Source organism: Streptomyces albireticuli (genome assembly GCF_002192455.1).
Classification (GTDB): Bacteria; Actinomycetota; Actinomycetes; order Streptomycetales; family Streptomycetaceae; genus Streptomyces; species Streptomyces albireticuli_B.
This window is the reverse complement of record NZ_CP021744.1, coordinates 5,718,309-5,743,158: the sequence shown is the minus strand read 5'-3', so window position 1 is coordinate 5,743,158 and position 24,850 is coordinate 5,718,309. Positions and strand designations below refer to the sequence as shown.

General features: G+C 72.4%; 17 protein-coding genes. 5 read left to right on the top strand and 12 right to left on the bottom strand.

Translation table 11 applies throughout. The annotated features are described in order from the left end of the window. Positions 1-463: 463 nt before the first annotated feature. The 5 genes from SMD11_RS24845 to SMD11_RS24825 all read right to left on the bottom strand — a co-directional run bounded on the left by SMD11_RS24845 (position 464) and on the right by SMD11_RS24825 (position 7,785). Positions 464-3,523, bottom strand: coding sequence for an endo-alpha-N-acetylgalactosaminidase family protein (locus SMD11_RS24845; protein WP_199844092.1), 3,060 nt, complete (start codon positions 3,521-3,523; stop codon positions 464-466). A 421-nt stretch (positions 3,524-3,944) separates the two neighbouring features. Then, complete coding sequence (locus SMD11_RS24840; protein WP_087928552.1) at positions 3,945-5,105, bottom strand: sensor histidine kinase; 1,161 nt, start codon at positions 5,103-5,105, stop codon at positions 3,945-3,947. Next, positions 5,102-5,776: a response regulator gene (locus tag SMD11_RS24835; RefSeq protein ID WP_087928551.1), complete on the bottom strand. Its 675-nt coding sequence runs from the start codon at positions 5,774-5,776 to the stop codon at positions 5,102-5,104. Before SMD11_RS24835 ends, SMD11_RS24840 begins: the two co-directional genes overlap by 4 nt. A 193-nt stretch (positions 5,777-5,969) precedes the next feature. Further along, entirely contained in the window at positions 5,970-6,704 is a 735-nt protein-coding gene (locus SMD11_RS36865; RefSeq protein WP_087928550.1) for a hypothetical protein, read from the bottom strand. 286 nt (positions 6,705-6,990) lie between these two features. After that, a complete protein-coding gene (locus SMD11_RS24825; protein WP_087928549.1) occupies positions 6,991-7,785 on the bottom strand; it encodes a S1 family peptidase in 795 nt (264 codons plus the stop codon). A gap of 249 nt (positions 7,786-8,034) precedes the next feature. Here SMD11_RS24825 and SMD11_RS24820 point away from each other — a divergent pair, with 249 nt between their 5' ends. Then, positions 8,035-8,916, top strand: a complete 882-nt coding sequence (locus tag SMD11_RS24820; RefSeq protein ID WP_087928548.1) for a hypothetical protein — start codon at positions 8,035-8,037, stop codon at positions 8,914-8,916. Between the two features lie 128 nt (positions 8,917-9,044). Here the strand turns inward: SMD11_RS24820 and SMD11_RS24815 are convergent, their stop codons facing one another. Together SMD11_RS24815 and SMD11_RS24810 are read right to left on the bottom strand one after the other, a co-directional pair. Continuing rightward, the gene (locus SMD11_RS24815) at positions 9,045-10,097 is read right to left on the bottom strand and encodes a glycoside hydrolase family 113 (protein WP_234366457.1); all 1,053 of its coding nucleotides are present in this window, start codon (positions 10,095-10,097) and stop codon (positions 9,045-9,047) included. Between the two features lie 5 nt (positions 10,098-10,102). Further along, entirely contained in the window at positions 10,103-11,941 is a 1,839-nt protein-coding gene (locus SMD11_RS24810; RefSeq protein ID WP_087928546.1) for a DUF2334 domain-containing protein, read from the bottom strand. Between the two features lie 353 nt (positions 11,942-12,294). On the opposite strand from SMD11_RS24810, the gene SMD11_RS35535 reads away from it, so the two are divergent. Genes SMD11_RS35535 through SMD11_RS24795 form a run of 4 tightly spaced genes read left to right on the top strand, consistent with a single transcriptional unit; the run spans position 12,295 to position 15,633 of the window. Next, positions 12,295-12,471, top strand: a complete 177-nt coding sequence (locus SMD11_RS35535) for a hypothetical protein (RefSeq protein WP_159395351.1) — start codon at positions 12,295-12,297, stop codon at positions 12,469-12,471. Next, positions 12,468-13,730, top strand: a complete 1,263-nt coding sequence (locus tag SMD11_RS24805; RefSeq protein WP_087928545.1) for a glycosyltransferase — start codon at positions 12,468-12,470, stop codon at positions 13,728-13,730. The genes SMD11_RS35535 and SMD11_RS24805 overlap by 4 nt, the downstream gene beginning before the upstream one ends. 44 nt (positions 13,731-13,774) lie before the next feature. Further along, entirely contained in the window at positions 13,775-14,968 is a 1,194-nt protein-coding gene (wecB, locus tag SMD11_RS24800) for a non-hydrolyzing UDP-N-acetylglucosamine 2-epimerase (RefSeq protein WP_087928544.1), read from the top strand. Beyond that, positions 14,965-15,633: a family 16 glycoside hydrolase gene (locus SMD11_RS24795; RefSeq protein WP_087928543.1), complete on the top strand. Its 669-nt coding sequence runs from the start codon at positions 14,965-14,967 to the stop codon at positions 15,631-15,633. The genes wecB and SMD11_RS24795 overlap by 4 nt, the downstream gene beginning before the upstream one ends. Positions 15,634-15,771: 138 nt before the next feature. Here the strand turns inward: SMD11_RS24795 and SMD11_RS24790 are convergent, their stop codons facing one another. From SMD11_RS24790 to SMD11_RS24770, 5 genes are all read right to left on the bottom strand, one after another. Further along, a complete protein-coding gene (locus SMD11_RS24790; RefSeq protein WP_087928542.1) occupies positions 15,772-17,232 on the bottom strand; it encodes a glutamate synthase subunit beta in 1,461 nt (486 codons plus the stop codon). Continuing rightward, positions 17,225-21,799, bottom strand: coding sequence for a glutamate synthase large subunit (gene gltB / locus SMD11_RS24785; RefSeq protein ID WP_087928541.1), 4,575 nt, complete (start codon positions 21,797-21,799; stop codon positions 17,225-17,227). Before gltB ends, SMD11_RS24790 begins: the two co-directional genes overlap by 8 nt. Before the next feature lie 311 nt (positions 21,800-22,110). Further along, entirely contained in the window at positions 22,111-22,842 is a 732-nt protein-coding gene (locus SMD11_RS24780; protein ID WP_087928540.1) for a VIT1/CCC1 transporter family protein, read from the bottom strand. 222 nt (positions 22,843-23,064) lie between these two features. Continuing rightward, positions 23,065-23,928: a prolipoprotein diacylglyceryl transferase gene (lgt, locus tag SMD11_RS24775; protein WP_087928539.1), complete on the bottom strand. Its 864-nt coding sequence runs from the start codon at positions 23,926-23,928 to the stop codon at positions 23,065-23,067. A gap of 111 nt (positions 23,929-24,039) precedes the next feature. Then, entirely contained in the window at positions 24,040-24,819 is a 780-nt protein-coding gene (locus tag SMD11_RS24770) for a DsbA family protein (protein WP_087928538.1), read from the bottom strand. Positions 24,820-24,850: the final 31 nt, after the last annotated feature.

Genomic DNA, 24,850 nt, shown 5'->3' with positions numbered 1-24,850 from the left:
CCCGGCTCCCGGCTCCCGGCTCCCGGCTCCCGGCTCCCGGCTCCCCCGGCTCCCGGCTCCCGGCTCCCGGCTCCCGGCTCCCGGCTCCCGGCTCCCGGCTCCCGGCTCCCGGCTCCCGGCTCCCGGCTCCCGGCTCCCGGCTCCCGGCTCCCGGCTCCCGAACTCCTCCGGCCGTCGCTGGGGTACGCCCCGGACGGGCTGATGTTCACCGATCTTTCGCGGTCGCCCGGCTTCCCTGGACCGGGCGGGCCCCGTCCCGGGGGAGGCCCCACCCCGGCCGTCGCGGAAAGCCTCGCGGGGGAAGGGCCGGCCGTCGGGGATCGCCGGCCCGGGCGAGATCGAGCCCGTCCGGCGTTTGAGGACACCGCGCGTCAGCGCGGCCGGGGGTCTGGGGGCGGAGCCCACAGTTACGGGAAGGGGCGGGGTGGGGAGAGAGCCGCCCGCAGGGCCACCCCGCCACCCCCTACGCCCCCACCTCCCACACCGTGAACCCGTCCAGCACGAACTCCGCCGTCCCGCTCTCCCCCACCTTCCGCAACCCCACCCACGCCTCCCCGCCCCCCTCCCCCGGCGCCGTGAACTCGTACACGAACGTGGCCGGTTCACGCGCCTCCGGCAACGCCGCGCGGTGGAGTTCACGCGCGTCGGGAGCGTCGGCCGCGGTGACCCAGGCGTACTGGCCGGCCGCCTCGTTCTCGTAGCGGAAGGAGACGCGGTAGCGGCGGCCGGGGAGGAAGCGGACGGTGTGGGGCAGGGTGCGGTAGACGAGGCCCGTGTTCTCGCCGCGTGACTTGAGGGACTGGCCGCCGTCGATGACGTCGTCGACGGCCTTGCCGTTCCAGCCGCGCTGGGTGTACGGCGCGTGCCGCTGGGCGAGGTGGGTGCGCGGGTCCGTCGTGCCGCCGGCGTCGCCCTTGACGAAGGGGCCCCAGCCCTGGGGCACGTGCTCGAAGTCCTCGAAGTGGAGGGCTCCGGCGAGCGCGGCCCGGCGGCCGGGGACGACGCGCAGGGCGTCGAAGCGGACGCGCGGCCGGCCGGCCGCCGCGGTGAGCGTCAGGGTGACGGGCCCGCCGCCGGGCGGCACGGTGAACCAGGTGAACATGCGCTGGAAGCGGCTGCCGTGTTTGCGGTCCGCGGCCATGTGGTTGACGGCGGTGGAGGTGTCGGTCCAGTTGGCGGCGGTGACGCCGTCGGCGGTACGGACCTCCAGGCCGGCCCGGCGCCGCTCCCCCGCGGTGGCGCCGACCTCGACCTGGACGGACGCGGCGTAGGTGCCGGGTCTCAGGCGGGCGAGCCGCTGGCCGACGGTGGCCGCCGCGCCGGGGCCGATGACGAGTTCGCTGTCGCCGAGGGGACTGCGGGCGACGGTGGCGGGGCCGGTGACGTGCCAGGCGTCGAGGGTGCCGGAGTGGAAGCCGGGGTCGCGCAGCGGGGTGCCCTCGCCCCAGGCGGGGTCGGGGAGGCGGCGCATAGTGCCGCGGGTGAGGACGTAGGGCTGTCCGGCCTCGGCGTCGAGGGTGATCTCGCCGCCGCGTACGGGCACCTCGCGGGTGTCGGCGCGGCCCTGGTCGGTGAGGCGGTGGAGGGTGACGGCGCGCCGTCCGGACCAGCCTCGGGGCAGGGTCCAGGTGGTGCGGCCGCCGTCGGGGTTGTAGTGGTAGAGCTTGGCCGGGTCGGTGGCGGTGCGGGGTTCCCAGGGCAGGAGGTAGCGCCCGGCCTCGTAGACGACGCGGCCGTCGGTGGTGATGCGGCGGGTGCCGCCGGCGTCGGTGACGGCGGTCCGGGTGGGGCCGGCGAAGGTGACGGTGTGTTCGGTCCAGGTGGTGATGGGGAAGGCCTGGAGGTATTTGGCGGGGAGGTTCTCGGTCCACAGCAGGCGGTGGAAGGCGTTCCAGTCGGTCTTTCCCTGCCAGCCCGAGAAGGTGCCGAGCCGCGCGTGGCCGAGAAGGGGCCATTTGTCGGCGAAGACGTCCTTCTGGTGGTGGCGGACGAAGCGGATGAGGCGGGAGTTGATGCCGCGTGAGGTGTCGGGTCCGTAGTCGGTCTCGTTGGCCCAGTGGGCCCACAGGCTGGATCTCTCCAGGCCGTGTCCCCATTCGGTGGTGATCCGCCAGCCCTGTTCGCGCAGGGCGCGCTGAAGCCGGTCGGAGTTCCAGCCGGATTCGCGGAAGACGTCGATGTAGAGGGTGTCGAGGGCCGGGTCGGTCTCCTGGCGCAGTTGCCGGAAGCGGCGGGCGATGTCGCCGGAGACCAGGTCGCGGCGGGCGTCGATGCGGTACGACTGGTCGAGCCAGTCCCATTGGCGGTCGTTCTTGTCCACGAGGGTCTCGGAGAAGGCGTGGGCGACCGGGTACGACTCGGTGGTGTTGACGTGGACGGCGAAGTCGCTGTTCCAGCGCTTGCCGAGGCGCAGCAGGGTGTTGAGGTCGGTGAGGCCGCCGGCGCGGGTGTTGTAGTTGCCGCCGTAGTCGGGGTGGGCGGAGTCGTGGCCCTCGGACTGGTAGCCCTTGAGGAGGGTGAACTGGCGGAGTCCGTCGGTGGCGAGGGCGATGCGCTTGATGTCGTCGAGGGTGGCGAGGAAGGGGTTGGTGGCCTGGCTGGCGAAGTTGAAGGGGATGTGGGGGACGACCCTGAGGTGTTGTTCGTCGGCGCCGAGGGGGTCGGTCATGATGTCGCGGAGGGCGATGGCGGCGTCCTGCCAGTCGGCCCGGCCGTCGCCGTTGCGGTCGCGGGTGACGATGACGGTGGCGTGGGGCAGGGGCTCGGTGTCGTCGAGCGGGGCGGTGGCGGCGCGGTGGGTCCAGGGGCCGCAGGTGAGCTGGGCCTTGGTGTAGCCGTTGCGGGCGAGGGTCTGGCGGCGGAGGCGGCCGTTCTCCCAGGTGCTGCTCGGGTCGGGCCGGTCGTGGACGCTGTTGGTCTCGACGGCGGCGGCGAGTTCTCCGGTGGCGACGACGGCGTAGGCGCAGCCGACGGGTGCCGGGTCGGGGGGTGTGCCGGGGGTGGGGCGTATGTGGGTGTCGCCGTTCTTGGCCTTGTCGAGCTGGATCCGGGCGGCGAGGAGTTCGGCGCCGGGCTGGGTGCTGCGGACGCTGAGGAGGGCGAGGCCGGGGATGTCGAGGGTGCCGACGCGGAGGGTGGGGGTGTCGGTGATGCGGGTGACGCGCCAGTGGAGGCGTGGGCCGTCGACGTGGATCTCGATGTCGAGGCGGGTGCCGCCGTCGAGGGTGAGGGTGTAGGTGGCCCGGTCGCCGGTGCCGGCGACGGTGGAGGTGACCCGGGGGGTGTGCTCGGTGTCGCCGATGCGCACCGAGGTGACGGGGTCTTCCTGGGCGTGGAGTACGGCGCCGGTGGTGCGGTCGGTGTAGGAGATGACGCGGGGGAAGGTGGTGTCGACGCGTACGTCGAGTTCGGTGGAGCGGAGCACGGCTTCCGGGGGTGCGGCGGCGTGGGCGGTGCCGGTGGTGCCGGTGAGGTTGCCGGTCAGGGCGGCGCCGAGGCCCGCGAGGGCGGTGCGGGCGACCATGGCGCGCCGGCTGGGCCCGGTGGCGGGCGAGCGGTCGGGCAGGTGGTCGGGGCGGGCCTCGGGCAGGTGGTCGGGGCAGGGGTCGGGCAGGCCGGGTAGGTCTGTGGTCACGCTGTTCGCGCCTCCTCACGCCCAGGGGTCACAGCGTCACCATGGGGCGGAGGGGGCCGGGAGCCCATGGACAAAGGGCGTGCGGGTCTTGGACTAATGAGCGTCGGGTGGTGCGGGGTCCGGTGTGTGCCGCCGCGCGGGAGCGGGAACGGGAGCGGGAACGGAAGCGGAGGCGGAGGCGGAAGCGGCCGCACGGCGGGACCCGTCCCCTGGCCGGTCCCGGCGTTGGTCCCGGCGTCCGTCCCAGGGTTCATCGCGGCGTTCATCGCGGCGTTCATCCCGGCGTCCGTCCCGGCGTCCGTCCCGGCGTTCATCCCGGCGGGAAGCGCCGTTCCGTCGGGAAGAGGGCGGTGACCTCCCAGCCGCCCTCGGGTGCCGGGCCGGCCCGGAGGAGGCCGCCCATGGCCTTGACCCGCTCGCAGAGGCCGACGAGCCCGAAACCGCCGCCGCGCGCCTTCTCCGACAGGGCCGCCGCGTTGCTGCCGTCGTCGGCGATGCGCAGTTCCACACCGGCGGGGACGCCGCGCAGGCCGATGCGTACGGCGGTGGCGTCGGCGGCGTGCTTGCGGATGTTGGTGAGGGCCTCGCGGACGACGCGGTGGACGCCGGCGGCCACGTCGGCGGGGATCCAGCGGTCCATGCCCTGCTCGATGTAGAGGACGACGGGCGGGCCGGTGCGGGCGAAGGCCTCGGTCAGCGCGCGCACCTCGGGGAGGCCGGCGACCGGTTCGGTCTCGGCGTCCCCTTCGCGCAGCACGCCGACCAGGCGGCGCATGGCGCTGAGCGACTCCCCCGCCGAGATCTCGATGCGCTCGAAGGCGGCCGCGGCGGCGGGGCCGTCCAGGGCGGTGAAGCGGGCGGCCTGTGCCTGGACGACGATGCCGGTGACGTGGTGCGCGACGAGGTCGTGGAGCTCGCGGGCGAGCTCCAGGCGCTCGGCGGTGCGCACGGCGGCCATGTCCCGCATCCGCTGCCCGGTCTGGCCGCGCAGCAGGAGCGAGTAGGCGGTGACGACGACGGTGAGGGTGCCGAAGACGGCGGTGAAGCGGCCGGGGGCGAGGTCGCGCATGGGGGCGGCGAGGCAGGCGGCGCCGAGGAGCGGGCCGAGGACGGCGGCGACGCGGGAGGGGGATCGCTGGAGGACGGCGGTGAGGAGGACGAGGAGGGCGATGTCCTCGCCCATGCCCCAGACGACGGCGGGGTGCGGGCCGGTCATGAGGACGGCGGAGGTGGTCAGGGAGACCGCGGCGGCGACGGCTGCCCGTACGGGCAGCGGGATCCAGCCGTAGGGGACGGCGCAGAGGCAGACGACGACGCCGGCGGCGAGGACCATGGCGTGCGGCTGGCTGGGCTGGCGGGCGAGGGCGCCGCCCTCGAAGGCGACGAGGCAGAGCAGGACGACCGCGAGGGCGGCCTTCGCGGCGACGGCCAGCCGGGGGTGCCGGGCGGCCCACCCGGCGGCTCTGTTCACGCGCCGCCCGTGGCCAGTCCGCTCTCCCAGGCCCAGGCGGCGATCTCCACGCGGTTCCGGGCGTCGAGCTTCATCTGGACGTTGGCCAGGTGGGTCTTGACGGTGGAGAGGGAGACGAACAGCTCGGCGGCGATCTCGGCGTTGGTCGCGCCGCGGGCCAGGCACCGCACGACGTCGGCCTCGCGGTCGGTGAGGGGTTCGGAGGGGGTGCGGCCGGCGCTGCCGGAGGCGGGTGCCATGTCGCGGAGCAGCCGGACGGTGATCGCGGGCGAGATGAGGGAGTCGCCGACGGCGGCGGCGTGCACGGCCTCGACGAGCATGGCGGGGCTGGCGTCCTTCAGGAGGAAGCCGGAGGCGCCGTTGCGGAGGGCGGTGTGCACGTATTCGTCGAGGTCGAAGGTGGTGACGATGACGATCCTGGGCCGGCCGGCGCGGGTGGGGTCGGCGGCGGCGAGCCCGGAGAGGCGGCGGGTGACCTCCAGGCCGTCCAGCTTGGGCATGCGGATGTCGAGGAGCAGCACGTCCGGGCGGTGTTCCTCGACGGCCGCGAGGGCGGCCTCGCCGTCCACGACGTCGGCGACGACCTCGATGTCGGACTGGCTCTCCAGGATCATCCGGAAGCCGGTGCGGACCATCTCCTGGTCGTCCGCGATGACCACGGTGATCGCCATGCTGTTCCCTCGCCTGTCCTTGCCGGGCCGGCCGGTGACGCCGGTCCTGCCGCCTCGCGGGGCCGTGCCGGGGTGCCGGTCCGGGGTGCCCTTCGGGCCGGGGCCGTCCGGGGTGTGCCGGGCGCGCCGGGGCGCGCGGTGGTCGGTTTCTCTTCATGTCACCGGGGGTGACGGGGTGCCGCAACCGCAGCGCTCAGGCGTCGGCGCGGCCCCGGCGGCGCAGGGCGACGCGTACGCCGTAGGCACCCGCGCCGGCGAGGGCCAGGGCCGTGGCGCCGGCGAGGGCGGGGGTGCCGACGTCGTGCCGGCCCTTGATGGCCTCGCCGGCCTCGACGGCGCGCTTGACGGGGTTGCTGGAGGCTATCCGTGTGCTGTCGCGGCGGCGCTCGCCCTGCTGGTCGCGGTGGTCGATGTCCTCGGCCGGGCCGGCGGCGGCCGTGCTGTTCGCGCCGGTGGTGCCGTCCGTGCGGTGTGCTGCCTGGACCGTGGCGCCGGTGGTGCCCACGGGGGCGACGGTGCCTGCGTTGCCTGCGTTGCCTGCGTTGCCTGCGTTGCCTGCGGGGAACGCGTAGTCGTGGGTGCGCGCGCTGCCGTCGAGGGTGGCGCGCAGGGTGGGGCTGGAGGTGTCGCCGCCGAGGAGCCGCAGGTGGAGGCGGTCGAGGTCGGCCTCGGGGTGGGCGCGGTCGAGGACGTGCCGTCCGCTGCCCTCGGTGGTGACGGTCGCGCTGGTGCGCCCGTCGCGGGAGGTGAGGCGGGCCTGGCTGCCGTCGGGGAGGCTGACCTCGCGCACGGTGCTCGTGGCGGTGCCGCCGGGGCGGCCGTCGCGGTGGGCGGCGTCCGCGGCGACCGCGCCGGCCGTCGGCCAGATCACCGCGCCGGCGGCGGCGGTGAGGACGGTGGCGGCGACGATGCGGTGCTTGGCGGACACGGGGTCCCTTTCCGTACGTGCGGCTCGGTCTGCGGCCGTCGGCCGCCGGGGGCGGCGGGTCGATCGGGCCGTGCCTCTCACGTTACGGACCTTTATGGGGTCCACACCTCGACTGTCCGACCATTCTCGTCTCGGCCGAAAGGATGACGGAGGCCCGCCCACGTCATACCGGAGTCGCGTGGGCGGGCCGGGAGGGCCGTGCCCGGCCGGGTGGGCCGGGCTGGTCCGTCCGGGTCGGTGGGAGGGGTCTCGAACGGGTCGGTGGGACGGGATGGAGCGGAAGCGGTCAGCCGCCGAGGCTCGCGGCGGCGGTCCTGATGTTGGCGGCGAAGGTGCTGACCTCGCTGTAGACGCCGGGGTACCCGGGCCGCGCGCAGCCCTCGCCCCAGCTGACGATCCCGACCTGGATCCAGGCGCCGGCGTTGTCCTTACGGAACATCGGGCCGCCGGAGTCGCCCTGGCAGGTGTCCACGCCGCCTTGGGCGAGGTAGCCGGCGCATATCTCGTCACCGGGGGTGAGGGCGCCGCCGTAGGCCTTCTGGCAGGTGGCGTCGTCGACGTACGGGACGTTGGCCTTGAGCATGTAGCGCTGCTGCGGGCCGCCCTCGGTCGCGGCGCCCCAGCCGGCGACGGTGAAGGTGCCGTTGTTGTACGCGGTGTTGTCGGCGATCTTGAGGGTGGGCAGGTTGACGGGCTTGGCGAGCTTGATCAGTGCCCAGTCCTTGCCCGTGCCGTTGTAGCCGGGGGCCTGGACGACCTGGGTGGACTTGACCTTGATCGCCTGGCTGGACTGGAGGTCGACGACTCCGGCGGTGGCGGTGATCGAGGTGTTGGGGCCGCTGCCGTCGACGCAGTGCGCGGCGGTCAGGACGATCTGCTGGGTGTAGAGGGCTCCGCCGCAGCCCATGGACAGCCGCACCATCCATGGGAACTCGCCTTGCGTGGCGCGGGTGCCGCCGACGACGCCGGGCCCGGGGGTGGGGTCCTGGGCCTGGGCGCTGCCGGGCTGGAGGCTGAAGGCGGCGAGGGCGACGGCCGCGACGGCGAGTGTTCTCCGGAAAGCCTTGAAGTAGGTGAGCAACTGGCTTCCTTTCGTGGGAGGTTGCGCGCTTTGTCAGGCTCATGTCAATCCGATAATCGGAATACGGCCTTCGGAGCGCGGTGCGATTATGAGGAGTGGGTGAAAGGTGCGACAAGCCTTGCGTTTCGGCCAGTTTCCGCGGCCGTCGGCGGCCCGCCGCGCGCCGTTCACGGCGGTCACGCGCCCTGCCCGGCACGGGGTCCCGGCCGTAGAGTGCCCGTAGGAAGCGGACGGACCGGGGGTGGCCGCGTGGGCTCGGACAACGGGGCCGTCGAGATCGCGCACGGCTTCCCGCACCTGGAGGCGGTGCGCGCCGCGATCACCGCGCTGTACCGCCGGCTCTCGTACGACACGGTGCACTCCTTCGCCCTGAGCGTGCCCCCCTCCGACGTGGCCTTCTCCGACGACGAGGACCCGTATCTGGGCGTGCAGCGGGTGGCCGGCGCCATGGTCGGGCACCTGCGGCTGCCGGACGCCCGGATGATCGTCAGCTTCCGCGAGATGCGGCACGCGGGAAGCGTCGAACTCGCCGCCGGGCCGGAGTACTTCATCGAGCTCAACTCCCGCTTCAAGACCCACCGCCGGGACATCGGCGCCGCCCTCGCCCACGAGGTCATGCACGTCTATCTGCACCGGCTCGATCTCGCCTTTCCCGGCACCCGGGACAACGAGATCCTCACCGACACGGCGGCGGCCTACCTGGGTTCCGGCTGGCTGCTCCTCGACGCCTACCGCGAGTCGTCGGTCACGACGCAGAAGCTCGGCTACCTCACGCCGGAGGAGTTCGGCTACGTCCTCGCCAAGCGGGCGCTGGCCTTCGGGGAGGACCCCTCCCCCTGGTTCACCAGCCCGCAGGCCTACGACGCCTACACCAAGGGACTGGCACGGGCCCGGCGCGACGAGCAGCGGCCGCCCCTGGCCGCGGCCGGCCGGCTGGGCCGCCACCGCTACGCCCGCGACCGGCGCGCGGAGCGCGGCTCGCCCGGCGGCGGGTACGCGTTCGAGGGGCGGGACCCGCTACGGGTCAGCTTCCCCTGCCCCACATGCCACCAGCGGATCCGGGTGGCGGTGCAGGGGCGGGTGCGGGCCCGGTGCGGGTTGTGCCGGACGGTGCTGGACTGCGACACATGACGGCCGCCCGCTCCTCTTCCCCGCCTGCTCCCCTGTGACCGGGGTGCTTCGCCCCCGGGGCCCCTTTTGCGCTTTCCCGCGCTATCGCGCGGTGTCCCCGGAGCCGGACGGGCCGGATTCCCTCCCGTTCACTTCCCCCACCACTTCCTCAGCACCTTCTCCGCCGGCTTGCCGTGCGGCGTGTACGCCAGGCGCTTCGCCGTCTCCCCCGCGTCCGGCCAGTCGTCCCACATCCACCAGCAGACGCCCGCCCACCACTCCTTGCCGTCCAGGGCGGCCAGCAGCGCCTCGTACGCGGCGGCCTGCTCGTCGGTGGCGGGCTTCTCGCTGACGGTCCAGGAGTAGGGGGCCGTGGTGGTGCCGCGCTGGCTGACGTAGCCGGCCTCGGTGAAGAGGATCTTGCGGTGGTGGCGGGCCGAGAAGGCCGCCAGCTCGTCCGCGATGGGCTCCCAGGCCTTGCGCAGCCGCCCGGCGTCGGTGGTGGCGCGGTCGCCGAGGGGCCAGTAGGCGTCGATGCCGATGACGTCGAGGGCGTCCCAGAAGGGGATCCGCCGGTACTCGTCGTAGTTGGCGGCGTAGGTGAGCGGGCCCCGGTAGACCTTACGGACGGCGGCGACGACCTCGCGCCAGTGGGCGCCGTCCCGCGAGGTGCCGGCCAGTTCGGTGCCCACGGAGAGCTGCTCGGCGCCGGTGTCGGCGGCCAGCCGCGCGTAGTGGGTGAGGAAGCGGGTGTACGCGCCGAACCAGGCGTCGGGGTCGGCGGGGCGGATCTCCCCGCGGTCGCCGCCCTTCACCAGGTCGACATGCGGCTTGATCATGGTCTTGAGGCCGGCCTCGTGGGCGAGGCCGATGATGTGGCGCAGGCTGTCGTCGCCCGCGGTCTCGTCCGTGACGCGCATGGCCGGATCGGTGACGCGGTCCTGGTACCAGGTGGGGGTGAAGGTCACCCAGCCGGCGCCGGTGGCGGCGATCTGCCGGAGGTACGTCGCGGCCTCGGGCCTGCTGTAGTCGTCGGTGTTCCAGGCGGGGAGCGTGATGCCCCGGATGTCGCTCACCTTGCCCTCCCGTGGGGTCCGGCTCTCGCGGCCGCCCTCCGGCGGGCCCCCGGAGGAGCCGTCGGAGGAGCAGCCGGCGAGGAAGAGGGCGGCCGCTGCCGTGAGGGCGGCGACCGCCCTCCTCATCGCGTTCACCGGGTGAGGTCCGCGGGGCCGACGAAGGTGTAGCCGAGGGCGCGCATGCCCTCGATCGTCTGCTGGAGCGGTGCCACCGGGTAGTACGGGTGGTAGAAGAAGCTCGCCACCCCGTCCCGGACGGCCAGGTTGGCCTTGGCCGAGGCGATCAGGTCGGCGGGGAGCCGCGGCGGGTGGTTGTTGAACTCGTCGGGCTCGTAGTTGCCGATGTTCTCGGGCAGGACGGTCGTGCCGTAGACGTCCTTCACCGCGTACGGGAAGAACTGGCCGATGTACCGGCCGGGGTCGGCGGTGCCGCCGAGGGTGCCGGAGAAGTACAACGATCTCTCCAGTCGGGCGGAGAAGTTCTGGCCGAAGACACGGTAGTCCGTGGCGGAGGCCGCGTAGTGCGGAGTCGTCCAGAGCGTCGGTTTCGGCAGGCCGGCCGCGGTGAAGGCGGCGAGCCCGGCGGTGACGCGGGACTGTGCCCAGACGGTGGAGTCCTCGGCGACCGGCCCGTCGTAGATCACGTTGTCGGAGGCGTCGACGTGGGCCCGGAAGAACTCGAAGTCGTCGCCGGTGACGCCGTTGTAGGGATTGTCGGCGTTGCCGTACTGGTGGGTGTAGCCGTGGTTCATCAGCACGGCGCCGCGGGCGAGCATGTACTTCAGCGCGTTGACGACGGCCGGGGCCTGGGTGAGCGTGACGGTTTCGGCCACCCCGTCGTTGTAGGCGCCCTTGGGGTCGGTGTAGACGGGGATGACGTTGATCCCGTAGGGGATCCGCTGGGAGTACAGGTAGTCGGCGATGGCCTTCAGCTGGGCGGGGTCGGCCTTGGGGCTGATGTCCTCCAGGCGGACGAAGGCCCGGTGCCGCTCGGCGGTCGCGGGGGCGAGGGCGTCGAAGAGGAGGTCCTCGAAGACGATGACGCGGTCGCTCTCGGAGACGTACGCGAACGGGATCTCGCCCAGATAGGTGAGGTTGGCCGAGCGGATCGCCCAGGGGCTGGTGGCGCCGGAGGTGCCGTCCTTGGCCTGCGCGAGCTGGGTCACCTGGGGGTAGCCGGGGCCGGTGAGCAGGGCGGGGTGGAGCACACCGCCGTCCTGGCCGGCGGGGACCTTCCGGGTCAGCTGCTGGCCGCGGTAGGTGACCTGGTTGATGTTCCCGACGCCGCCGCCCGTGTCGTAGAACGAGTTGGTGGGGTCCCAGCCGTACTTCTGGCCGAAGGCGCCGGTGCCGACGGCGTTGGCCATGTTCCAGATGTTGTCGCCGATCCAGGTGACGGGCCGGCTGGTGGCCAGCGCGTCCTGGTAGAAGGCGGCGGGTACGGCGTCGGGCAGGGTGCCGCCGTAGTACGTGGAGCCGATGTAGACCGTCGCGGTGTGCTGCTCGACGAGGCCCGCGGTGTAGGTGGAGACGGGTTTGGCGGTGACGCTGCCGAAGTGGCCGGCGAGGTTGGCGGCGGCCATGGCGTAGAGCTCGCCCAGGTGCCCGTAGGGGCCCGCGGTGTCGTAGAGGACGAGCGCGGAGGTGCCGGCGGGGGCGGCCGCCTTGGCGGTCTGGGTGCCGGTCCTCGGGCGGGGCGCGGGCTGGACGAGAAGGGACTTCGCCCGGCGCAGTTTGTCGAGGCTGAGCTGGGTCTTCACCCAGGCGCCGAGGTCCTGGGCGCTCTTCAGCGAGAGCGAGGTGGGGTTGATCAGGTCCCTGGCGAGCTGCCCGGATATGAGGCTGTCGCCGGTGCCGGCCGCTTCGGCCCGGCCGGGCGAGGAGAGTGCGGGGCCGCCGAGCAGGGCGGCGACGAGCATGACGACGGCGGAGATCCAGGGAATCCTGGATCTCGCTCTCGCTTTTCGCATTGTTTTTTCCCCCTGGTTTTACCACTTGTCGCCACCCCCGGATGGTCGAGGGCCCGACAGTTTGCAGATTCTTCTGGCCCTGAACAACCCATGTCAATAGACAACAATGATCCCGAGTGTGCAGTTCCGTGCACGCCTTTTGGTGCAGACCATTGATCACACCCGTAACAACCCGCCCTGACCAGGCATAACGAACGGTATGCCTATCGAATTTGAGATTCCGATCAAACAACTCCCACCAAGTCCGACAGTAGTACCCGCGACCTCTGATACCTTCCCTGCGCACGCCTCAAGAGGCGCGAAATCGGGGGGAACTCATGTACGGAAAACCGGCTCTGGGGACAGTCCTGCCCATGGGAGGGCTGACGGCCGCCCCGGAGGTCCTGCCGGGCATTCCTTTTGCCCGGGGGCTCCAGGAAGTCGCGGGTGCGGGCTTTCTGCTCTACGTATCGGCCGCGATAGCCCTGCTCTCGATCAAGTTGTGGTTCCGGCTGCACCAGGCCGGCCCGAACACCGGTGACCGGACTTGATCACCGAACTCCTGCTCTGGTCCGCCATCGCGATCATCGTGATGGCCGGCTGCTACAACGCCACGCTCTTCGTGCTCTCCCGGCGCCGGATCCGCCGCGCCCACGGCCCGCGCCGGCAGCGTCTCTACGTCTTCCTGCTCGCCTGTCTCAACGAGGAGCGGGTCCTCGCCGAGAGCCTGGCCCGGATCACCGGGCTGCCCGCCGGCAACTTCATGGCGCTCGTCATCGACGACGCCTCCGACGACGGCACCGCCGAGATCGCCCGGGCCGCCGCCCGCGCCACACCGGGCCGGGTCCAGCTGCTCCAGCGGCACCTTCCCGACGCCCGGCGCGGCAAGGGCGCGGCCCTCAACGCGGGCATCCGGCACCTGCGTTCGTCCGGCCTGCTCGACGGCTACGACCCGCACGACGTCATCGTCTGCGTCGTCGACGCCGACGGCCGGCTCGACCCGCACGTGGTCCAGGCCGTGGACCCCTACTTCGACAACCCGCGCACCGGCGGCACCCAGATCGGTGTGCGGATGTACAACCGCGACAAGGGCCTGCTGGCCCGGCTCCAGGACATGGAGTTCGTCATCTACGGCGACATCTTCCAGAGCGCCCGGCGCTACATCGGCAGCGTCGGCATGGGCGGCAACGGCCAGTTCATGCGGCTCGCCGCGCTGGACACCCTGATGGGCGCAGACGGTGGCGGGCCCTGGAGCGACTCGCTGACCGAGGACCTCGACCTCGGGGTCCGCCTGATCGCGGGCGGCTGGACCAATCAGCACTGCACCACCGCGGCGGTCTCCCAGCAGGCCGTGCTCGACGTGCGGCGCCTGGTGCGCCAGCGCTCGCGCTGGTTCCAGGGCCACCTCCAGTCCGCCGGGCTGGTCCCGCTGATCCTCCGCGAGGTGCCCACCCGGGCCGCGGTCGACCTGCTCTACCACCTCTCCAGCCCGGTGCTGATCCTGCTCACCTCGCTGCTGCCGCTGTCCTTCCTCGTCGCCCTGACCGGCACGGCCATCGGCTCCGTGCAGGCGGGCCGGCCGCTGATCTCACCCCTGTGGGTGCTCGGCCCGTACGTGCTGTCCTTCACCGCCGCGTACGCCTACGCGTTCGTCTACTCCCGGCGCGAGCGGGGGCTGGGGCTGCTGCGCGCCGTCCTGCTCTCGCACGTCTTCGTCTTCTACGGCTACATCTGGTTCGCGGCCGGCTGGTGGGGGCTCTGGCGGATGCTCACCGGCAAGCAGACGTGGCTGAAGACCGCGCGCACCTGAACCACCTCCGCCGCCCACCAGACAGGCCCTTTCTAGGGAGAACCATGTCCCCGAACATCATCAGCGCGCCCGTACGCGCCATGCTCGTGCTGGGTACGCGTCCGGAGGCCATCAAACTGGCGCCCGTGGCCCGCGCCATGGCCGCCTCCCCGCTCTTCGAGCCGATCGTCGTCACCACCGGCCAGCACCGCGAGATGCTCCAGCAGATGCTGGAGCTCCTCCGGGTGCCCGTGCACACCCAGCTCGACGTGATGCGCGACCGGCAGCAGCTCTCGACCCTGACGGCACGTCTGGTCGACGGCCTCGGCGAGGTGTTCCGCGCCGAGCGGCCCGACCTCGTCCTCGTGCAGGGCGACACCACGACCGCGCTGACCGGCGCCCTCGCCGCGTTCTACGAGCGCATCCCCATCGCCCACGTCGAGGCGGGGCTGCGCACCGGGGTGCTCGACAACCCCTTCCCCGAGGAGGCCAACCGGCGCCTGATAGGCCGGCTGGCCCGCTGGCACTTCGCCCCCACGCCGCGCGCCGCGGCGCACCTGGCGGCCGAAGGGGTGCCGGAGGCGGAGGTGTTCACCACCGGCAACACCGTCATCGACAACCTCCTCTGGGTGCTGTCCGAGGGCACCGGGCACAACCACTTCGAGACCGGGCTGCGGCGGGTGCTGCTCACCCTGCACCGGCGGGAGAACCAGGGCGCCACCATGCGGGCGATGGGCAACGCCATGCGGCGGCTGGCCGACCGCGGCGACGTCGAGATGGTCGTACCGCTGCACAAGAGCCCCGCCGTCCGGGAGGCCCTGCTGCCCGAGCTGACCGGGCACCCGCACATCCGGGTCGTGGAGCCGCTGGGCTACGTCGACTTCTCCGCCACGCTGGCCGCCTGCGACCTGGTGCTGACCGACTCCGGCGGCATCCAGGAGGAGGCGCCCAGCCTCGGCAAGCCCGCCCTGGTGCTGCGCACGACCACCGAGCGCCCCGAGGCGGTGGAGGCGGGCGCGGCCCTGCTGGTGGGCACCGAACCGGAGCACATCCTGGAGGCGGCCGTGCGGCTGCTGGACGACCCCGTCGCCTACGAGCGGATGGCGACGGCGGGTAATCCTTTCGGGGACGGCCACGCCACGGACCGGATCGTGGCGCAGCTCGCGGAGGACTTCGGTGCGGACGCCGGACCCGATCGGGGCGTCGTCCCGCTGGTCGCCTCCCGTCCCGAGGGCCCGGGGTCATACTCGACGGCATGACGAGAGTTCACCGGCTGCTCGGCCTCGCACTGCTCGCCGCCGCCGTGGTGGCGGGCGCCGCCCTGGCGGTGAGCGCGCTGTGGGGGGACGACGACGGGCCGGAACGGCCGTGGGCCGAGGGATCGGTGCACGGCCCGTGGCGGTCGGTGTTCGACGGGCACGGCGAGAACATCGGCCGCCACGACGGGCTGGAGCTCTCGCCCAAGCCGGCCACGGTCGCCGAGGAGACCCACGCCGGGCTGATCGTCTCCACCGCGCGGTACGGGACGGTGGACTTCCAGGCGCGGATGCGGACGGTCGCCCAGCTGCGGACGCCGCGGCCGAACCCGTGGGAGGTGCCGTGGCTGGTCTGGGCGTACACCGACCCGGAGCACTTCTACTACCTCACCCTGAAGCCCAACGGCTGGGAGCTCGGCAAGCGGGACCCCGCGTACGGCGGCGGGCAGCGCTTCCTGGCGACCGGGGCGGGGAACTTCCCGGTCGGCGAGTGGTCGCAGGTGCGGATCGCGCAGCGCGGGACGCGGATGGAGGTGAGCGTCGGCGGGAAGGGGCTGGTCGCCTACCAGGACCACGAGCGCCCTTATCTGGAGGGGGCGGTCGGGGTGTACTCGGAGGACGCCAAGGTGGAGTTCCGGGATCTGGTGGTGCGCCCGCTGGACGGCTGACGGCCGTCCCCCGGTCGCTCCTGACCACCGTAAGGGTGCTCCCGGACGGGCCGAGGAGGTCGGCCCGTCCGGGGCGGATCGCCGCGGCGCCCGTCTCCGGTCGGGGAAGGGCGGGCGCCGCGTGTTCGGGAGGGCGCGTCAGACGGTGAGCGCCCGGTCCGTCGGCCGCACCGGCGCGGGCAGCGTGCTGGCGCCGGTGAGGTGGCGGTCCACGCCGCGCGCCGCGGAGCGGCCCTCGGCGATGGCCCAGACGATGAGCGACTGGCCGCGCCCCGCGTCGCCGGCGACGAACACGCCGGGGACGTTCGTGCGGTAGTCGGCGTCGCGGGCGATGTTGCCGCGCGCGTCCAGCTCCAGGCCGAACTGGTCGACCAGGCCGTTCTTCACGTCCGTGCCGGTGAAGCCCATGGCGAGGGTGACGAGCTGGGCGGGGATGCGCCGCTCGGTGCCCGCCAGCTGGGTGAGCTTGCCGTCCTTGAACTCCACCTCGACGAGGTGCAGCCACTGGACGTTGCCGTCCTCGTCGCCTTCGAAGTGGGTGGTGGAGACGGAGTAGACCCGCTCGCCGCCCTCCTCGTGGGCCGAGGTGACCTTGTAGAGCATGGGGAAGGTGGGCCAGGGCTGGCCCGGGTTCCGCTCCTCCCCCGGCTTCGGCATGATCTCCAGCTGGGTGACGGAGGCGGCGCCCTGGCGGTGGGCGGTGCCGACGCAGTCCGCGCCGGTGTCGCCGCCGCCGATGACCACGACGTGCTTGCCCTCGGCGCTGATCGGGGAGACCGTCAGGTCGCCTTCCTGCACCTTGTTGGCCAGGGGCAGGTACTCCATGGCGAAGTGGATGCCCTTGAGGTCGCGGCCGGGCACCTGGAGGTCGCGGGAGGTGGTGGCGCCGGCGGCGATCACCACGGCGTCGTAGCGCTTGCGCAGCTTGGCCGCGTCGATGTCGCGGCCGATCTCCACCTCGGTGCGGAACTTGGTGCCTTCCGCGCGCATCTGCTCGATGCGGCGGTTGATGTGCCGCTTCTCCATCTTGAACTCGGGGATGCCGTAGCGGAGCAGGCCGCCGATGCGGTCGGCGCGCTCGTAGACGGCGACGGTGTGGCCGGCCCGGGTCAGCTGCTGGGCGGCGGCGAGCCCGGCCGGGCCGGAGCCGATGACGGCGACGGTCTTGCCGGAGAGCCGCTCGGGCGGCTGCGGGGTGACGGAGCCGTTGTCCCAGGCCTTGTCGATGATGGTGACTTCGACGTTCTTGATGGTGACGGCCGGCTGGTTGATGCCGAGCACACAGGCGGATTCGCAGGGTGCGGGGCAGAGGCGGCCGGTGAACTCGGGGAAGTTGTTGGTCGCGTGCAGCCGCTCGCTGGCGCCGCGCCAGTCCTCGCGGTAGGCGTAGTCGTTCCACTCGGGGATGAGGTTCCCCAGCGGACAGCCGTTGTGGCAGAACGGGATGCCGCAGTCCATGCAGCGGCCGGCCTGCTTGCTGATGATCGGCAGCAGGGAGCCGGGGACGTGGACCTCGTTCCAGTCCTTGACGCGCTCGCCGACGGGGCGGGTCCGCGCGACCTCGCGGCCGGTGGTCAGGAAGCCCTTGGGGTCAGCCATGAGTCGCCGCCTCCATCATCTTCTCGTGGGTCTCGTTCTCGGGGAGACCCGCTCGCTCGGCGGCGTCCTTGGCGGCGAGCACTGCCTTGTAGGTGGCCGGGACGACCTTGCGGAAGCGGTCGGCCGCCGCGTCCCAGTCGGCGAGGAGGCGGGCCGCGACGGTGGAGGCGGTCTCCTCGTGGTGGCGGCGCACGACGTCGTGCAGCCACTGCCGGTCGTCGGCGTCGAGGGTGTCGACGGCGCCGGCCAGCTCCTTGTTGACGTTGTCGGGGTCGAGGTCGATGACGTAGGCGACGCCGCCGGACATGCCGGCCGCGAAGTTGCGGCCGGTCTCGCCCAGGACGACGGCGCGGCCGCCGGTCATGTACTCGCAGCCGTGGTCGCCGACGCCCTCGGAGACGACGGTGGCGCCGGAGTTGCGGACGCAGAACCGCTCGCCGACCCGGCCCCGGAGGAAGAGCTCGCCGCCGGTGGCGCCGTAGGCGAGGGTGTTGCCGGCGATGACGGAGTACTCCGCGAGGTGGTCGGCGCCGCGGTCGGGGCGGACGACGATCCGGCCGCCGGAGAGGCCCTTGCCGACGTAGTCGTTGGCGTCGCCCTCCAGGCGCAGCGTGACGCCGCGGGGCAGGAAGGCGCCGAAGGACTGGCCGGCGGAGCCGGTGAAGGTGATGTCGATGGTGTCGTCGGGCAGTCCGGCGCCGCCGAACTTCCGGGTCACCCGGTGGCCGAGCATGGTGCCGACGGTGCGGTTGATGTTGCGGATGGGCACCTGGGCGCGGACGGGCCGGGCGTCCTCGGCGGTGGGCACGGCGAGGGCGTCGGCGGCGAGCTCGATGAGCTCGTTGTCGAGGGCCTTGGCCAGGCCGTGGTCCTGCTCGGTGACGCGGTGGCGGACGGCGCCGTCGGGGAGCTCCGGGACGTGCAGCAGCGGTGCCAGGTCCAGGCCCTGGGCCTTCCAGTGGGTGACGGCCTTGCCGGTGTCGAGGAGCTCGGCGTGGCCGACGGCCTCCTCCAGGGTGCGGAAGCCCAGCTCGGCGAGGAGCTCGCGGACCTCTTCGGCGATGAACTCGAAGAAGTTGACGATGAATTCGGCCTTGCCGGAGAACCGCTCGCGGAGGACGGGGTTCTGGGTAGCGATGCCGACGGGGCAGGTGTCGAGGTGGCAGACGCGCATCATGACGCAGCCGGAGACGACCAGCGGCGCGGTGGCGAAGCCGAACTCCTCGGCGCCCAGGAGGGCGGCGATGATCACGTCGCGGCCGGTCTTGAGCTGGCCGTCGGTCTGTACGACGATGCGGTCGCGCAGGCCGTTGAGGAGCAGGGTCTGCTGGGTCTCGGCGAGGCCGAGCTCCCAGGGGCCGCCCGCGTGCTTGAGGGAGGTGAGCGGCGAGGCGCCGGTGCCGCCGTCGTGGCCGGAGATCAGGACGACGTCGGCGTGGGCCTTGGAGACGCCCGCCGCGACCGTGCCGACGCCGACCTCGGAGACCAGCTTCACATGGATGCGGGCCTCGGGGTTGGCGTTCTTGAGGTCGTGGATCAGCTGGGCGAGGTCCTCGATGGAGTAGATGTCGTGGTGCGGGGGCGGCGAGATCAGGCCGACGCCGGGGGTCGAGTGCCGGGTCTTCGCGACCCAGGGGTAGACCTTGTGGCCGGGCAGCTGGCCGCCCTCGCCGGGCTTGGCGCCCTGCGCCATCTTGATCTGGATGTCGTCGGAGTTGACCAGGTATTCGCTGGTCACGCCGAAGCGGCCGGAGGCGACCTGCTTGATGCTGGAGCGGCGGGCCGGGTCGTGGAGGCGCTCGGGGTCCTCGCCGCCCTCACCGGTGTTGGACTTGCCGCCCAGCTGGTTCATGGCGACGGCGAGGGTCTCGTGGGCCTCGCGGGAGATGGAGCCGTACGACATGGCGCCGGTGGAGAAGCGCTTGACGATCTCGCTGACGGGCTCGACCTCGTCGAGGGGGACGGCCGGGCGGTCGCCGGCCAGGCCGAAGAGCCCGCGGAGCGTCATCAGCCGCTCGGACTGCTCGTTCACGCGCTGCGTGTACTGCTTGAAGATGTCGTAGCGGCGGGCGCGGGTGGCGTGCTGGAGCCGGAAGACGGTGTCGGGGTCGAAGAGGTGCGGTTCGCCCTCGCGGCGCCACTGGTACTCGCCGCCTATGTCGAGGCGGCGGTGGCTGGCCGCGATGCCGGTGGCGGGGTAGGCCTTGGCGTGCCGGGCGGCGACCTCCTGGGCGACCACGTCCAGGCCGATGCCGCCGATCTTGGTGGCGGTGCCGTGGAAGTAGGTGTCGACGAAGTCGCCGGCCAGGCCGACGGCCTCGAAGACCTGGGCGCCGCGGTAGGAGGCGACGGTGGAGATGCCCATCTTGGACATGACCTTGAGGACGCCCTTGCCGAGGGCCTTGATGAGGTTGCGGATGGCGTCCTCGGGGCCGGTGTCCGGGAGGTCGCGGAAGTACGTGCCGGCGCGGACGAGGTCCTCGACGGACTCCATCGCGAGGTACGGGTTGACGGCGGCGGCGCCGTAGCCGATGAGGAGCGCGACGTGGTGGACCTCGCGGACGTCGCCGGCCTCGACCAGCAGGCCCACCTGGGTGCGCTGCTTGGTGCGGATGAGGTGGTGGTGGACGGCCGAGGTGAGCAGCAGGGAGGGGATCGGGGCGTGCTCGGCGTCGGAGTGCCGGTCGGAGAGCACGATGAGGCGGGCGCCGGCCGCTATGGCTGCGTCGGCCTCGGCGCGGATCGCCTCCAGGCGGGCGGCGAGCGCCTCGCCGCCGCCGCTGACGCGGTAGAGGCCGGAGAGGGTGGCGGCCTTCAGGCCGGGCAGGTCGCCGTCGGCGTTGATGTGGATGAGCTTGGCGAGCTCGTCGTTGTCGATGACGGGGAAGGGCAGGGTGACGCTGCGGCAGGAGGCCGCGGTCGGGTCCAGGAGGTTGCGCGCGGGGCCCAGGGAGGAGATCAGCGAGGTGACGAGCTCCTCGCGGATGGCGTCCAGGGGCGGGTTGGTGACCTGCGCGAACAGCTGGGTGAAGTAGTCGAAGAGCAGCCGGGGGCGCTCGGAGAGGGCCGCGATGGGCGAGTCCGTGCCCATGGAGCCGATGGGTTCGGCGCCGGTCCTGGCCATGGGGGCGAGGATGACGCGGAGCTCTTCCTCGGTGTAGCCGAAGGTCTGCTGGCGGCGGGTGACCGAGGCGTGGGTGTGCACGATGTGCTCGCGCTCGGGGAGGTCGGCGAGGTCGATCAGGCCGGCCTCCAGCCAGTCCCCGTAGGGCTGTTCGGCGGCGAGCTGGGCCTTGATCTCGTCGTCCTCGATGATGCGGTGCCCGGCGGTGTCGACGAGGAACATCCTGCCGGGCTGGAGGCGGCCCTTGCGGACGACCTTGGCCGGGTCGATGTCGAGGACGCCGACCTCGGAGGAGAGGACGACGAGGCCGTCGTCGGTGACCCAGTAGCGGCCGGGGCGCAGGCCGTTGCGGTCGAGGACGGCGCCGACGAGGGTGCCGTCGGTGAAGGTGACGCAGGCGGGTCCGTCCCAGGGCTCCATGAGGGTGGAGTGGTACTGGTAGAAGGCGCGCCGGGCCGGGTCCATGGAGGCGTGGTTCTCCCAGGCCTCGGGGATCATCATCAGGACGCTGTGCGGCAGGGAGCGGCCGCCGAGGTGGAGCAGCTCCAGGACCTCGTCGAAGGAGGCGGAGTCGGAGGCGTCGGGGGTGCAGACGGGGAAGGTCCGCGCGAGGTTGTCGTCGCCGCCGAACAGGCCGGAGGCGAGCTGGGACTCGCGGGCCCGCATCCAGTTGCGGTTGCCCTGGACGGTGTTGATCTCACCGTTGTGGGAGACGAACCGGTAGGGGTGGGCGAGCGGCCAGCTCGGGAAGGTGTTGGTGGAGAAGCGGGAGTGGACCAGCGCGATGGCGGTGGCGAAGCTCCGGTCGGAGAGGTCCGGGAAGAAGGGCTCCAGCTGTCCGGTGGTGAGCATCCCCTTGTAGACGAGGGTGCGGGAGGACAGGGAGGGGAAGTAGACGCCGGCCTCGCGCTCGGCGCGCTTGCGCAGCACGAACGCCTTGCGGTCGAGGGCGATGCCGCTCGGCGCCGCTCCGTCGGCCGGGCGGCCGGAGACGAAGAGCTGGCGGAAGGCGGGCATCGTGGCGCGGGCGCCGTTGCCGAGCAGGTCGGGGGTGACGGGCACGTCGCGCCAGCCGAGGACGGTGAGCTCCGCCTCGGCCGCGATCGTCTCGATGTGTGAGACGGCGGCGTCCGCGGCGGCTTCCTCGGCGGGGAGGAAGGCGATGCCGACGGCGTAGGAGCCGGCCTCGGGGAGGGTGAAGGGGACGCTCGCCCGCAGGAAGGCGTCGGGGACCTGGAGGAGGATGCCCGCGCCGTCGCCCGAGTCGGGCTCGGAGCCGGTGGCGCCACGGTGTTCCATATTCCGCAGAACGGTGAGGGCCTGCTCCACGAGCGCGTGGCTCGCCTCGCCGGTAAGGGTCGCGACAAAGCCCACGCCACAGGCGTCGTGCTCGTTTCGCGGGTCGTACATCCCCTGCTGGGCGGGGTGGGATGCGGCACGCATCGGCTCTCCCGTCGTCGTCATGGCAGTCATGGCATGTGCATGTGCCGAGGGACGACGTTGGCCCTCTGCGAAGAAAATTTGGTGCAGGTTACATGATGGGCCGCTTCTCGGAAAGCGGACGATTCAATCCAGCATGTGGACACTGCGGACGAGGTGGCGAGCTCCGGAGGCCGAGGGATCGCCCGGCCCGGCCGCGCCGGACGCAGCGCAGAGCGGGCGGCGTTGCCCGCTGCGCTTCCGGATTGTGCCCGATCGTCAAGGGCTTGAAACCGCGAGGTAACGCTGACGTTATGCGGCAGCCCGCATAAGCATCACCCCAATGCGGTGCCGAACGCAATACCGAGGAGGTAAGTCACACCGGCGGCGGCTCCGCCGAGCACCAGCTGGCGCAGGCCGCTGTACCACCAGCTGCGTGCCGTCACCCGGGCCACGACGGCCCCGCAGGCGAAGAGTCCGAGCAGGGCGAGCAGCACGGCGGGCCACAGCTGGGTGGCGCCCAGCAGGTAGGGCAGCAGCGGCAGCAGGGCGCCCAGCGCGAAGGAGCCGAAGGACGAGACGGCGGCGACCGCCGGGGAGGGCAGGTCGGAGGGGTCGATGCCGAGCTCCTCGCGGGCGTGGATCTCCAGCGCCTGCTCGGGGTCGCGGGACAGCTGCATGGCGACCTCCAGCGCGAGCTCGGGCTCGACGCCCCGCGACTCGTAGAGCGCGGCCAGCTCGGCCAGCTCGTCGGCCGGGTGCTTGCGCAGCTCGCGGCGCTCCACCTCCAGCTCGGCCAGCACCAGCTCGCGCTGCGAGGCGACGGAGGTGTACTCGCCGGCGGCCATGGAGAAGGCACCGGCGGCCAGGCCCGCGAGGCCGGCGATCACGATCGTCCCGGAGGAGGCGGCGCCGCCCGCGACACCGGTCATCAGCGCGGCGTTGGAGACCAGGCCGTCCATCGCACCGAAGACCGCCGGCCGCAGCCAGCCGCCGTTCACGTCACGGTGCGTGTGGTTGTCGCGATGCGCTACGTGCGGCGCCTCGACGGCTTCGAGGACAGACATGTCTCCGGGTGCTCCCTTCCCCTCGGGAAGGGCCCGTCGCCCGCCCCGACAAAATCGAAGGTACGCACGAACAGCCATGATCCGCTAGCAAGGAAGGCCGAACTTACCTCTCTGACCTGCGGGTTTGCGGAGAGGCCGGGAAAATTCCCTGGGCTGCCGCCGATCATGTGCCGATCGGATACCGATCATCGAGGCGATCGGCAGCAGCCGTCGGGCGGCGGGTCAGGCCTTCTTGGCGGGCTCCGGGGCCTTCCCGGCGTCCTCGGCCGCGGCGGGCTCCACCACGGCCTCGCGGCCGGGGCGCCGCTTGGCCGAGAGGACCATGTAGACGACCGCGCCGATGAAGACCACGATCGACGTCCAGCCGTTGAGCCGCAGGCCCAGCACATGGTGGGCGTCGTCGACGCGCAGGTACTCGAACCAGAAGCGGCCGACGGTGTACGCCGCCACGTACAGGGCGAAGGCGCGGCCGTGGCCCAGGGTGAAGCGGCGGTCCGCCCAGATCACCAGCGCCGCGACGGCCAGGCACCACAGCGACTCGTAGAGGAACGTCGGGTGGTACGTGCCGGCGACACGGCCGATGGCGGGGTCCGCGTCGATCTTGAGGGCCCACGGCAGGTCGGTGGCCTTGCCGTACAGCTCCTGGTTGAACCAGTTGCCCCAGCGGCCGATGGCCTGGGCCACGGCGAGGCCGGGGGCGAGGGCGTCCGCCCAGGCCGGCAGCGGGATGCCACGGCGCCGGCAGCCGATCCAGGCGCCGACGGCGCCCAGGGCGACGGCGCCCCAGATGCCCAGGCCGCCCTCCCAGATCTTGAAGGCGTTGACCCAGTCACGGCCCTCACCGAAGTACAGCTCGTAGTCGGTGATCACGTGGTAGAGGCGACCGCCGACGAGCCCGAAGGGCACCGCCCACACGGCGATGTCGGCGACCGTGCCCGCCCGGCCGCCCCGCGCGATCCAGCGTCGGTTGCCGAGCCAGACGGCGACGAAGACGCCGATGATGATGCAGAAGGCGTAGCCGCGCAGCGGGACCGGTCCGAGATGGACCACCCCGGTCGACGGGCTGGGAATGTAAGCGATTTCCATGGCAGCACCGACGCTACCCTGCCGGGACGGGAACGCGGCAACCCACCCGGCACAACAGCTGCGTAACGCACCGGCGGGCGCGGCGCCCGGCCGCCCGGCACGGGGGCGCGCTCAGCCCTTGGCCTTGGCCGTGACCATCTGGCGCAGCTTGTCGGGGGTCAGCGGGTTGCTCTGGTCGCCGTAGACGTCCTTGCCGTTGAGCAGCACGGTCGGGGTGGCGTGGTAGGCGGACTTGCTGAAGGCGTCCTGGGACTTCTTCACCCAGCTGTCGTGGGTGCCGTCCTCGACGCACTTGCGGAAGGCGGGGGTGTCCAGGCCGGGGACCTGGCCGGCCAGCTCCAGCAGCCGGGACTTCTTGCCGAAGGCGTCGTCCGTCTCCTGCGGCTGGTTCTTGAAGAGCAGGTCGTGGTACGCGGCGAACTTCCCGGCGTCCTGGGCGCAGGCGGCGGCGTTGGCGGCGTTGAGCGAGCCGGAGCCGCGGAGGTTGCCGTCGATCAGGGTGACCAGGTGGTAGTCGGTCTTGAGCTGCCCCTTGGCCTCCAGGTCGCGGATGGTGTCGCGGAAGCCGAGCTCGAACTGGCCGCAGCCGGGGCAGCGGAAGTCCTCGTAGATGGTCAGGGTGGACTTGGCGTCGGGCTTGCCGACCGGGATGGTCACGGTGTCCTTGCCGGTGGCGCCCTGCGGGGCGACCAGGGGGCCGGCGGTCTTCTTCTTGTCGTCCTTGCCGCCGGCGACCAGGGCGGCGATGCCGGCGCCGGCGCCGAGGACGGCCACCACGACCACGGCCGCGATCAGGGTCCGCTTGCGCTTGGTGCGGCTCTCCTCCTTCAGGCGCTGTTCCTGCAGGCGCTCGCGGGCGCTGCGCTTTCCCTCAGAGTTCTTCTGGCTCACGTCCCTGTACAACGAACCGGGGGCGCGGCCT